General features: G+C 63.9%; 9 protein-coding genes. 3 read left to right on the top strand and 6 right to left on the bottom strand.

The window, feature by feature from the left end; genetic code table 11:
- Nucleotides 1–2 precede the first annotated feature (2 nt).
- Entirely contained in the window at nucleotides 3–1,490 is a 1,488-nt protein-coding gene (locus M2427_RS19745) for an MFS transporter (protein WP_280708306.1), read from the bottom strand.
- Nucleotides 1,491–1,621: 131 nt separating this feature from the next.
- Here M2427_RS19745 and M2427_RS19750 point away from each other — a divergent pair, with 131 nt between their 5' ends.
- Entirely contained in the window at nucleotides 1,622–1,993 is a 372-nt protein-coding gene (locus M2427_RS19750) for a DUF3175 domain-containing protein (protein ID WP_280708224.1), read from the top strand.
- Nucleotides 1,994–1,996: 3 nt separating this feature from the next.
- On the opposite strand, the gene M2427_RS19755 is transcribed toward M2427_RS19750, so the two are convergent.
- Together M2427_RS19755 and M2427_RS19760 are read right to left on the bottom strand one after the other, a co-directional pair.
- The gene (locus M2427_RS19755) at nucleotides 1,997–4,030 is read right to left on the bottom strand and encodes a HAMP domain-containing methyl-accepting chemotaxis protein (RefSeq protein WP_280708226.1); all 2,034 of its coding nucleotides are present in this window, start codon (nucleotides 4,028–4,030) and stop codon (nucleotides 1,997–1,999) included.
- Between the two features lie 145 nt (nucleotides 4,031–4,175).
- Nucleotides 4,176–6,215 (bottom strand): HAMP domain-containing methyl-accepting chemotaxis protein, encoded by a 2,040-nt coding sequence (locus tag M2427_RS19760; RefSeq protein ID WP_280708229.1) that lies wholly within the window; start codon nucleotides 6,213–6,215, stop codon nucleotides 4,176–4,178.
- A gap of 248 nt (nucleotides 6,216–6,463) precedes the next feature.
- On the opposite strand from M2427_RS19760, the gene M2427_RS19765 reads away from it, so the two are divergent.
- The gene (locus tag M2427_RS19765) at nucleotides 6,464–7,633 is read left to right on the top strand and encodes an FIST N-terminal domain-containing protein (RefSeq protein WP_280708231.1); all 1,170 of its coding nucleotides are present in this window, start codon (nucleotides 6,464–6,466) and stop codon (nucleotides 7,631–7,633) included.
- The gene (locus tag M2427_RS19770) at nucleotides 7,630–8,988 is read left to right on the top strand and encodes a hybrid sensor histidine kinase/response regulator (RefSeq protein WP_280708232.1); all 1,359 of its coding nucleotides are present in this window, start codon (nucleotides 7,630–7,632) and stop codon (nucleotides 8,986–8,988) included. Before M2427_RS19765 ends, M2427_RS19770 begins: the two co-directional genes overlap by 4 nt.
- A gap of 136 nt (nucleotides 8,989–9,124) precedes the next feature.
- On the opposite strand, the gene M2427_RS19775 is transcribed toward M2427_RS19770, so the two are convergent.
- The 3 genes from M2427_RS19775 to M2427_RS19785 all read right to left on the bottom strand — a co-directional run bounded on the left by M2427_RS19775 (nucleotide 9,125) and on the right by M2427_RS19785 (nucleotide 11,900).
- Nucleotides 9,125–9,817, bottom strand: coding sequence for a response regulator transcription factor (locus tag M2427_RS19775; RefSeq protein ID WP_280708233.1), 693 nt, complete (start codon nucleotides 9,815–9,817; stop codon nucleotides 9,125–9,127).
- Between the two features lie 88 nt (nucleotides 9,818–9,905).
- The gene (locus tag M2427_RS19780; RefSeq protein ID WP_280708234.1) at nucleotides 9,906–10,592 is read right to left on the bottom strand and encodes a response regulator transcription factor; all 687 of its coding nucleotides are present in this window, start codon (nucleotides 10,590–10,592) and stop codon (nucleotides 9,906–9,908) included.
- Between the two features lie 123 nt (nucleotides 10,593–10,715).
- Nucleotides 10,716–11,900 (bottom strand): transporter substrate-binding domain-containing protein, encoded by a 1,185-nt coding sequence (locus M2427_RS19785; protein ID WP_280708235.1) that lies wholly within the window; start codon nucleotides 11,898–11,900, stop codon nucleotides 10,716–10,718.
- Nucleotides 11,901–12,017: the final 117 nt, after the last annotated feature.

Genomic DNA, 12,017 nt, shown 5'->3' on the forward strand with positions numbered 1-12,017 from the left:
GTCTACTCCATGGAAGCGAGCGGCCGCGCGATTTGTTCGAGCGATTTGCGCTCCGCGGAGACGGCGTAGCGCCATGCCACGATCGCAGCCGCGATCATCAAGAATGCCCCCAGCAAATAGCCGGCGAACACGCTGGCGCGCGACCCCGTATCGATCAGCGCGCCGAACAACGCCGGGCCGACGACGCCGCCGATGCCGGTGCCCACCGCGTAGAACACTGCGATCGCCAGCGCGCGAACTTCAAGCGGAAAGGTTTCGCTGACCGTCAGATAGGCCGCGCTGGCGGCGGGCGAGGCAAAAAAGAAGATCACCATCCAGGCAATGGTCTGTCCCTGCGCGCTCAGCGCGCCGATCGAGAACAGATAGCCAGACAGCGCTAGCAGCAGGCCCGAGACACCATAGGTGAACATGATCATGGCGCGGCGGCCGAGCGTGTCGAACAGACGGCCGAGCAGTAGCGGCCCGAGGAAGTTGCCAGCCGCAAACGGTAGCAGGTACCAGCCGACGCGATCAGCCCTGATGCCGTAGAAGTCGGTCAGCACCAGCGCGAAGGTGAAGAAGATCGCGTTGTAGAAGAAAGCCTGCGCGACCATCAGCACCAGGCCGACCAGCGCACGCTGCCGATAGGCGGAGAACAGCGTGTGCACGACTTCGCGGATCGGGGTGTGATCGCGCATCTTGAGCCGCATCCTTGGAAAGCGTCCATCGCTTGCATCCTGGTCGTGCCCAATCACGGTACGTTCGATGTCGTCGACGATTTCGGCGGCCCGATCGGGGCGGCCATGGATCATCAACCAGCGCGGACTTTCCGGGATCCACATTCGCATCAACAGCACGACGAGGCCGACGGTCGCCCCGATGAGATAGGCGAAACGCCAGCCGAGATCGGGGCCAATCACCGCGGGATCGAGCAGCACGATGGCCGCGACTGCGCCCATCGCCGCGCCGATCCAGAAGCTGCCGTTGATGATCAGATCAGTCCAGCCGCGATAGCGTGCCGGCACCAGCTCCTGGATGGTCGAGTTGATCGCCGTGTATTCGCCGCCGATACCGGCTCCGGTCAGTGCGCGGAACAGCGCGTAGCTTGCAATGTCCCACGACAGCGCGGTGGCGGCCGTCGCAGAAAGATAGAGCGCAAGCGTGATGAAGAATAGTTTCTTGCGGCCGATGCGATCGGTCAGCCAGCCGAAGCCGAGCGCGCCGAGCACGGCACCGGCGAGGTAAGCCGAGTTGGCGACACCGAGATCGAGATTGGAGAAGTTTAGCGTCGGGCTCTGCTTCAGCGCGCCCGAGAGGGCGCCGGCGAGCGTCACCTCAAGCCCGTCGAGGATCCAGGTGATTCCGAGCGCCAGCACCACGCGGGTGTGAAAACCACTCCACGGCAAGGAGTCGAGCCGCGCAGGAATGCTGGTCTCGACGATGCGATCGGTCGCGACCGCCGTCGAGATCGCAGGTCCATAGTTCAGCGTTGGGCTCTGCTGCAATTCCATCGCGATGCTGGGGTCGTGGGGGTGCGGCCTTCCGCCTGCCACCTGCGACAACGCCTGCGGCAAGCGCAGGTTCCGTTAGGAACGGCACCGAATGCCGATCGTTTCCGCCGGAACCGCCAAGGAGTCGACGCATGAGTCATGTCAGAAAGACGACACATTCGCGCAAAGCATCGCCACGCAAGAAAAACCGCCCGGGTCGCGGCATCACGCGCAAGAGCACCAAGCGCGCGACGTCAAAACGCTGGTCGCAGCGCGTGACAAAAGAGAGCGACGCGCTCGACCTCAAGCGTGGCGTGTTCACCCTTACGAGCCCGAAGCGAATCGCAGCCTCTTTGAAGCGATCCGCCGAGCACAGCGCGCGCCGCAAGACCGGCGCCTATCGCTCTGCGCTGTCGATGCTGACGTTCTATATCAATCGCGCCGGCAAGACCTTGCCGAAGACACAGCGCGAACGACTGGAGAAAGCGAAGGTGGAGCTGAGACGGGCGTTTGGGAGGGAGTGATTCCTACGCCGCCCTGATGTTCGCCATGAAGCGGTCGAGCTCGGCACGCAGGCGCGTGCTTTCGCTCGACAGCGTCTTCGCCGAATTCAGCACCTCTTCCGAGGCTGAACCGGTTTCAGCGGCGCCGCGATTGACCTGACCGATGTCGGTCGCGGCGGTCTGGGTGCCCTGGGCCACGTTCTGGACGCTGCGGGCGATCTCCTGGGTGGCGGCGCCCTGCTCTTCCACCGCGCTGGCGATGGAGGTCGAGATCGACGAGATCTTACCGATGGTCGCGCCGATCTCCTTGATCGCGGCGACTGACTCGGCGGTGGCGCCCTGCATGCCCGCGATCTGCGACGAAATCTCGTCGGTTGCTTTCGCCGTCTGGCTCGCCAGCGACTTCACTTCGCTCGCGACCACGGCAAAGCCGCGGCCTGCTTCACCGGCACGCGCCGCTTCGATGGTGGCATTCAGTGCCAGAAGATTGGTCTGTTCGGCGATCGCGGTGATCAGCTTGACCACCTCGCCGATCTGCTGCGCGGCATGCGAGAGCTTGCCGATGCGGCCGTCGGTTTCCCTGGCCTGCACCACGGCGGCCTCGGCGATACGGCTGGAATCTCTAACCTGGCGGCCGATCTCCTCGACCGAGGCCGACAGCTCTTCGGTCGCAGTTGCGACCGACTGCATGTTGCTGGAAGCCTGCTCGGAGACGCCGGCGACCTGGCTCGACAGCGCCTGCGTGGTCTCGGCGGTGCGGGTCAGCGTGGATGCCGAGGACTCGAGCTGGACGGCGGAGGCCGAGACGTTGGAGACGATGGCGCCAACGGCGCTCTCGAAATCGTCGGCAAAGCGGATCAGCTCGCCGCGGCGGCTTGCTGCCTGCTCCTTGCTCTGGGCTTCGCTGGCGGCGGCATCGCGCTCCGCCTTGGCCACGGCCTGCACCTTGAACTCCTCGACCGCGCCGGCCATCTCGCCGATCTCGTCCTTGCGGCCAAGGCCGGGCAGCACGACATCGAAATTGCCCGAGGCGAGCTCACGCATCGCCTTGCACATCGCGATCATCGGCCGCGAAATGCCATTGCCGAGCATCAGCGCCAGCACGGCGCCGATGGCAAGACCACCCAGCGCCAGCATCAACATCAGCTGCTCGGTTTCCCCGATCGTCGTATTGGCGCCCGCCTCGATGCGTTGCTGATCGGCCGACAGGTCCGACCGCAATTCGCCCGAAAGCTGGAGGATGGACGCCGCCGTCTTGGTCATCTCGGCGTTCGCCTTGGCGATGACCTTCACGTTCTCGGACAGCTTTGCGAAGGATGCGCGGTATTGCTTCAGCAGATTACCGATCTCGGTGACGCGGTCGGTGATCTTCTGGTCGGCGGCATAGATCGAGACCAGCAGCGTCTCCAGGAACTTGATGCGGGCAATGACGCCATCAGCAGTCTTCGGCTCCGGCTTGGCGACGAAGGCGCTGACCGAGGTTGAGACCGCGAGGTATTGCGAAGTGATGTCCTTGGCCGTGCTCTGGACCGAGCTCAGGCCCGCCAGCGCAGCGGTATCGGCAAGATCGTCGAACTTGAAACGGATCTTGTTGCCGACGCTGTTGAGCTCATCTGCTGCGATTTTGTTGTTCTCGCGGGTCAGCGTGATGATCTCGCCGAAAATCTTTGCGAAGCGCTGGAATTCGGTCTCGAGCTTGCCGACCTGCTCGCGGCGCGCCGCACCCGACGTGGCCGACATCGACTTCGCAATCGCCGCCTTCAACTTCTCTTCGGCCGCTTTGGCTGCCGTTTCGTCATCCGCCATGCCGGTCAGCGTGTAGGCACGGGTCAGGCCCTGATAGCTGATCAATTCGCGATCGATCGTCCGCGCCAGGTCGGCTTCCGCCACGCTGGTGCGATAAGAGGCGACCGCGCTCGCGATTCGCTCGAAGCCGAAGTAGGCAAAGGCCATGCTGACGGCGAGGATGGCGAGCACCGCCACGAAACCGAGGATGATCTTTGCGCGAAAACGCAAGGTGAAGAGCTTCGATGAGCTCGGCTTCGACTTGACAGACATCCCCCACCCCACTCCATTCGCCGAAAACCAGGCGCGGCCGGGCAGCAGCCCGCTCCCCGACTCGAATGCACGGTAAATGGCAAAGGATAAGCCGCGGTAAATTTGCTGCGGCGCAACTTGCGGTTAGGTGACGCGGGGCTCGGCGCTACGCCGCCCGGATATTCGCCATGAAGCGGTCGAGCTCGGCGCGCAGGCGCGTGCTTTCGCTCGACAAAGTCTTCGCCGAGTTCAGCACCTCTTCCGAGGCTGAACCGGTTTCAGCGGCGCCGCGATTGACCTGACCGATGTCGGTCGCGGCGGTCTGGGTGCCCTGGGCCACGTTCTGGACGCTGCGGGCGATCTCCTGGGTGGCGGCGCCCTGCTCTTCCACCGCGCTGGCGATGGAGGTCGAGATCGATGAGATCTTGCCGATGGTCGCGCCGATCTCCTTGATCGCGGCGACTGACTCGGCGGTGGCGCCCTGCATGCCCGCGATGTGCGAGGAGATCTCGTCGGTGGCCTTCGCCGTCTGGCTCGCCAGCGACTTCACTTCGCTCGCGACCACGGCAAAGCCGCGGCCTGCTTCACCGGCACGCGCCGCTTCGATGGTGGCATTCAATGCCAGAAGATTGGTCTGTTCGGCGATCGCGGTGATCAGCTTGACCACCTCGCCGATCTGTTGGGCGGCATGCGAGAGCTTGCCGATGCGGCCGTCGGTTTCCCTGGCCTGCACCACGGCGGCTTCGGCAATGCGGCTGGAATCTCTGACCTGGCGGCCGATCTCCTCGACCGAGGCCGACAGCTCTTCGGTCGCAGTTGCGACCGACTGCATGTTGTTGGAAGCCTGCTCGGAGACGCCGGCGACCTGGCTCGACAGGGTCTGCGTGGTCTCGGCGGTGCGGGTCAGTGTGGACGCCGAGGATTCGAGCTGGACGGCGGAGGCCGACACGTTCGACACGATGGCGCCGACGGCGCTCTCGAAATCATCGGCAAAGCGGATCAGCTCGGCGCGGCGGCTTGCTGCCTGCTCCTTGCTCTGGGCTTCGCTGGCGGCGGCATCACGCTCCGCCTTGGCCACCGCCTGGACCTTGAACTCCTCGACCGCGCCGGCCATCTCGCCGATCTCGTCCTTGCGGCCAAGGCCGGGCAGCACGACGTCGAAATTGCCCGAGGCGAGCTCACGCATCGCCTTGCACATCGCAATCATCGGCCGCGAGATGCCGGTGCCGAGCAGGAAGGCGAGGACCGCACCGAGCAAGGTACCGCCGACGGCGAGCATCAGCACCAATTGCTCGGTCTTCCCGATCGTCGCTTCAGATTCCGCTTCAAGGCGCTGCTGCTCGGCGACCAGATCCGCCTTCATGGCCGAGGCGCCGCGAAGGATCGCACCCGCCGAGCCGCTCATCTCGGTGACGAGATCGTCGACCAGCTTGGCATTGGCGATCAGCTTCTCCAGCGCTTCGCGATAGGCAACGAGAATAGTCTTGGCATCCTTCAGGCCGGCGACGATCTTGTCGTCCATGGAATAGACCGCGCCCAGCGAGTTCTCGACGAATTTCAGCCGCGCCAGCGCGCTGGTTGCGATCGCCTGATCGGACGTCAGCACGAAATTGGTCGCCGCTGCGCTGGCGGTCTGAAACTGGGCGTTGACCTGCTTGGTGCCGAACTCGATCGCTTGCGCCTCGGAATCGGAGGCATTGTTGCCGATATCATCGAGCTTGTATTTCAGGAGATTGGCCTGGCGCGAGAGCTGGTTCTGCACCAGCAGCACACTGTCGCGCTTGGCCTGGAGGACCTTGGCGAAGGTCGCAGAGAAGTTCGAAAACTCCTTGGCCAGCTTGTCGAGGCTGTCCTGCCGCGCCGGCGTCTTGGCGCTCTTGACGGCCTGGTCGATGGCGTTCTTCAGGCTGGCCTCGGCGTCGAGCGCCACCTTGGCGTCGTCTTCCTTGCCGGTGACGACGAAATATTTGACGGCGGATCGGTAGCCGAGCAGCTCGCGATCGATATTGCGGGCGAGATCGGCCTCCGAGACGCTGCTCCGATAAGAGCCCACGCCCGATGAGACCCGCTCGAAGCCGAAATAGGCGAACGCCATGCTGCCGGCGGAGATCACCAGCACGGCGGCAAAGCCGAGGATGATCTTGGCGCGGAACCGGAGGGTCGGAAACATGCTGCGCTTCGACGGCGACGCGGTACGCCCGGACATTCCAACCCCCATTTATGCTATTCAACCGCGATCCGGAGGCGCCCCGCCTCCTAACCCGGATGCGCAAAACTAGGGCAGAAACAATAAGGGGCGGTAAATTCGGCATACCGTCGGAGCTAACCCTTTCGGCCTGACCAGGCCCGCCCTATCCGGTCGCCGTGTTGCGGCACGGCCGAAAACGCCTTACTGTCTGGACACTTGTCAGGCACTCGGCGCGAGACCGGGCTGAGCCTCGAGGGAGAAACGGAGTGGGGCAAGCCGACTTTCGGTTTGGCGACGCATCCGGCGTTGCCGTTGCGAAATCAAAGGCTGCGACCGTCGATGGAGCTGTAGCCGAGCTTTTGGCGCAGCTGCCTTCGGACGACTTGGCGCTGATCCTGGTCTTCCTCTCACCCCACTACGACCCGCACCAGTTCATTACCGAATTCACCCGGCAATTCGACTCGACCCCGGTCTGCGGCTGCACGACCGCGGGCGAGCTCGCACCCGACGGCTGGGACGAAAACAGCGTGGTGGTCCTGGCGTTCAGCCGCACTGATTTTTCCGCCGTGGTCCGGCCGATCCTCAATCTCGATAGCTTCCGGGTCGAGGACGGCCGGCGGATCGGCGGCGAGTTGCGCCACGAGCTCCTGCGCGTGACCCCGCAGGTGGACCGAGGCAATTCGTTCGGCCTGGTCCTGATCGACGGGCTCTGCCGCCGGGAAGAGGCGGTGATGTCCGCGATCTACGCCTCGCTCGATGACATCCCTGTTGTCGGGGGGTCGGCAGGCGACGGACTGCGCTTCGAGAAGACCTGGGTATTCTTCGAAGGCAACGCCTACACCAATGCCGCCCTGCTGATCCTTCTGAACACGTCACTGCCCTTCAGGGTCTTCAAATGCGATAATTTCGAGCCGATGCCGCAGAAGATGGTGGTCACTGAAGCCGACATCGAGAGCCGCACGGTGAAGGAGCTGAACGCCGAGCCCGCCGCCGAGGAATATTCCCGGATGGTCGGGATCATGGATGACGCCAAGCTCGACCCTTTCTCGTTTGCATCCCATCCGGTGCTGGTGCGCGTCGGTGGCTCCTACTACGCGCGGTCGATCCAGCGCGTCGAGCCCGACGGCTCACTGCATTTCTTTTGCGCCATCGACGAGGGCATGGTGCTCACCGCTGCGACCTCGCGAAGTCTGGTCGGCTCGACGCAGGACGTCTTTGCGCAAACGCAGGACCAGATCGGCGAGGTGTCTCTCTATATCGGCTTCGAGTGCCTGCTGCGCCGGCTGGATGCCGAGCAGCATCAGCTCGCCCGTGACATGTCCGAACTCTATCGAGAGAACCGGGTCGTCGGTTTCCATACCTACGGCGAACAATTCGGCTCGATGCATGTGAACCAGACGTTCACAGGCGTCGCCATCGGCAGGCGGCAGGCGTGACCGAGACCTGGCAGGATCCTGAGACGGTCGAGCAGCTGCGGCGCGAGGCCGCGAAGCTGAAGAAGATCAATGCCGCGCTGATGTCCCGCGTCGAGCGCTCGATGGACCAGCAGCTCAACGCCTTTTCATTGTTCGAAACCGCCATCGCGCTGGACCACCAGGTTCGCGACCGGACGTATCAGCTGCGTGAGGCGCTGCATTCGATCGAACGCGCCAACGAAGGCCTGTATCGGGCCAAGCAGCAGGCGGAGGCGGCGAGCTCACTGAAATCCTCGGTGTTGATTTCGGTCACCCACGACCTGCTGCAGCCCTTGAACGCGGCGCGCCTGACCTTGTCGGCGCTGACGGAGATGATGGAATCGCAGGAGGCCGGCCTCCTGATCGATCAGGTCGACCGCTCGCTGCTGACGCTGGAAGATCTGCTGCGCTCGCTGCTGGAGATCGCCAAGCTCGACGCCGGCGCGCTCAAGCCCGACGTGCGCCCTCTGGCGCTGGCGCCTCTGTTCGCGCAGCTGCGCAACGAATTCGAGCCGATCGCCGCGCGGCAGGGTCTGGCTCTGCGCATCTGCACCACGGAGCTGGCGGTGTCGTCGGATGCGATGATGCTGCGCCGGATCCTGCAGAACCTGATCGCAAATGCGATCCGTTATACGCGGGCTGGCAGTGTCACCATGGATTGCGGCCGTCGCGCCGATCGGGTCTATGTCGAGGTGTCCGATACCGGGCCGGGAATTCCGCAGACGCAACAGGAGGCGATCTTCCGCGAGTTCCAGCGCGGCGATGCCAGCGCAACCGACCAGGCCGGGTTCGGGCTCGGCCTCTCCATCGTGCGCCGCTTCGCAACCGTGCTCGGGCACGAGGTACGCCTGTCATCGCAGATCGGCCAGGGGTCGACCTTCACCCTCGAGATGGAGCCGGCCGATCGCGCCGAGGTCAGCGACGAGGCCCATGCCGTCAAGCTCGCGGAGCAGCATTATGGCGGGCTCGAAGGCGCCAAGATCCTTCTGATCGAAAACGATCCGTCGGGCTCGGAGGCGATGGCGGCCTTGCTCGAAGGCTGGGGCTGCGATGTCGCCACCACGCGGTCGGGCGCGGACGCATTGCTGCGCCTCAGCGAGCTCGGTGGTGCGCCGGATGCAGTCATCGCAGACCTTCACCTCGACCATTGCGAAAGCGGGCTGTCGGTGGTCGCTGATATCAGGCAGAAGCTGGACATGGCGGTGCCGGCCATGATCATCACCGCCGACTATTCCGAAAAGGCCGCGAAGGAAGCGAGCCTGTGCGGGCTCGAAATCCTGAAGAAGCCGATCAAGCCGGCCGAGATGCGTGCGCTGCTGTCGTTCCTGTTGAGCTAGCTGCACGCGCAAACACGTAAAACAACCCCATGCACAGTACCGGTATTATACTAACCGCCTCCAATGATTTGATTCATTGAAGAAATTATCTACGATTTTGCTCCCCACCAACGCGACGAGACGGCCTAGAATCGCGTCACGGCTGATCCGGCCGGGCACGCTCGTGCCTCGCCGTGCCGCCCTCCGCGGCCAGCGTCGCGAAATCGATGAGGGACATTTCGACGATGGCCTTGGTGCGGCTCAGCACGTTGAGCTTGCGCAGGATGTCGGAGACATGGACCTTCACCGTCGTCTCTGAAATCTTGAGCTCGTAGGCGATCTGCTTGTTCTGCAGACCGCGCTTGAGCATTTCGAGCACGCGCAATTGCTGCGGCGTCAGATCGTGCAGGCGCTTGATGAGATCCTGCGCGGGGCCGCCGGCGCGTTGCGGACGCGTCGCGCGATAGGCGGTGGGAACACAGACCGCGCCGCGCAGCACCTCGCCGATCGACTGCGCAAGATCCTGCTTGGAGGAAGATTTGAGGATGTAGCCGGCAACGCCGAGCGACAATGCAGCGGAAATGATCTGCGGATCCTGATGCGCGGACACGATCACGACAGGAATCCTGGGAAACGTCTTGCGAATGCGGATGACGCCCGAAAGACCTGTCGTGCCCGGCATCGACAGATCGAGCAGGATGAGGTCGAACTCCGGGGTCGCCGCGACCTGCTCGAGCGCTCCGTCGATCGAAACCGCCTGGAAAATCTCGGCCGCAGGCTCGACCATCTGGAGCGCGCCTTCGAGCGCCTCGCGAAACAACGGATGGTCTTCGACAATCAGAAATCGCATCGCGCCTGAGCCACCGTGAATATCGGATTGTGAGAATGTCCCAGCCAGGTCACACCGGCTTGATCCAGCTCAAGAACGACACTGCCCATCACGAGGACCTTCCGCGATCGGGGCGCGCATTGGGCCGGCTGCGCGGATCCGGCAGATCCATCTTGCCGATTTCGATGACCGCCTTGTTGCGGCTGAACAGACCGAGCTTGCGCAGGATCTCGGTGATGTGCGCCTTCACTGTCGACTCCGCGAGCTGCAGCTCCTGGGCGATCTGCCGGTTCGGATAGCCGCGACGCAACAGGTCGAGCACGCGAAGCTGCTGCGGTGTCAGTTCGCGCAGCTTGACCTCGATGGCCTTGCTGGCCTCAGTCCGGCGCCGCTGCGGCGCGCCGACAAAATCCTTCGGCACCGACACCGATCCGCTCAACACGCCTTCGATCGATTGGGCCAGCTCACGCTTCGACGTCGACTTGGGCAGATAGCCGGCGGCTCCCAGCGCCAGCGCCTCGCCAACCACGCGCTGGTCCTCCTCGCTGGACACGATGGCGACGGGCAGGCGCGGATAGGCCTCGCGCAGACGAAGGAAACCCGAGAATCCTGTCGCATCGGGCAGCGAGAGGTCCAGCAACGCAAGGTCAATTCCCTGCTCGGCCGCGAGGGTATGCATGGCATCCTCGATCGACATCGCCTCGAGAATTCGAGCCTCGGGCAACGCCAGCCGCACGGCATTGCCGAGCGCCTCGCGAAACAGCGGATGATCATCGATGATCAGGAAGCTGGCCATGGCGCCTTCCAGGAAATCGACCGCATGAGCGGCAGCAGAGCATCCGCCCCGAGTCGGTCCGGCGTCGGGAGGACGATGAATGGACGCTAGCACATCTGCGCACTCCCGTAAGGTCAGGGACGTTCAGTCGTTCGATTCTGTCTGGACCGTCAGCAGGAAGGAATAGATGCTGTCGAACTGCTCGTCGGTGAAGACCTCCTGCCAGGCCGGCATGCCCTTGGACGGCCGGCCTTCATGCACGGTTTTCCAGAACACATTGCGGACGTCGTCGCCGTAGCGGTGGCGCAACAGCCGGAGGTCGATTTTCCGCTCGCTCTGGATGGCGTCGGGACCGTGGCAATGCGCACAGGTGCCGTTGAAGATCTCCTTGCCCGCGCCGACGGCTTCGCCGCTCGGAGCAGCCGCGTCACCCTTGGTCTCGGTCGCCACCACGTTTGCGACCTCAGTCACGCCGGCGCCGGTTCCGGTTCCCGTCGTCGTTCCCGACGGCACTGTGGCCGCGCCGAAGCGCACCGGCTGTCCCGCCGGCAAGCCATACTTCACCGCGAGCTCGCCGATAGTCGTTTGAAGCTGCGGCAGGACGGCGTCGACGCGATCGCGAAGCTCAGTGGATGTCTTCGCAAAGCCGATGGCGGCATCCCATGACAGGCCCTCACCCTCGGTCAGCTGAATCTGATAGCGATCGTTGTAGCTGGTCTTGTTCAGCCAGCCGGCGACGGGTCCCCAGATGAAGGCGACATCGGCCTTGCCCTGATCAAGCGCCTGCATGCCTTCTTCCGGCGACAGCACCGTCACCTTCTGGATGTCGTCCCGGCTTGCGAGCAGGTTTTGTGGCGTGCTGGCGAACTGCACCGCAACCCGCTTGCCTTTGAGCCCATCGACGCCGCCGATCACCTGCCCCTTCGCCGCCACCAGGGCATAGCCTTCCTTCGCGAACGAGTTGGAGAAGATCACGGCCGGGCCCATGAAATCCTCGGAGCGCGGCAGTCCGATCATGGCATCGCATTGCTTGCCGAGCAGCGTGACGCGCACCGTGCGCTTACCGAAATAGGATTTGTACCAGTCATAGGCGATCGGCCGGCCGAGCGCATGCGCCAGCGCCTGACCGATCTCGACATAGAAGCCCGGCTGCGCCGGACTATCGCTCGAGAACGGCAGATTGGTCGGATCGGCACAGAGACGGAACGGCTGCGCCTCGTCTGCGTGCAACGGCGAGACCGGAGTGATCAGCGTTGCAGCGACACATGCGAGCAGGCCTGAGATGGCGCGATTGCGGCTCGTGCCGATGCCGGAAAAATTCGGACGCACCCTCGTCTCCCATGGCTTTGGTGGGTCGGAGCCCTGTTGAACCAGGCGTTGCGGCAAGAGGCATCAGCCGATGCCGCAACCATTGTCCTGAAAAAGCGCGCGCGTATCCCGTCACCT

Source organism: Bradyrhizobium sp. BR13661, from assembly GCF_029892425.1.
GTDB lineage: Bacteria > Pseudomonadota > Alphaproteobacteria > Rhizobiales > Xanthobacteraceae > Bradyrhizobium.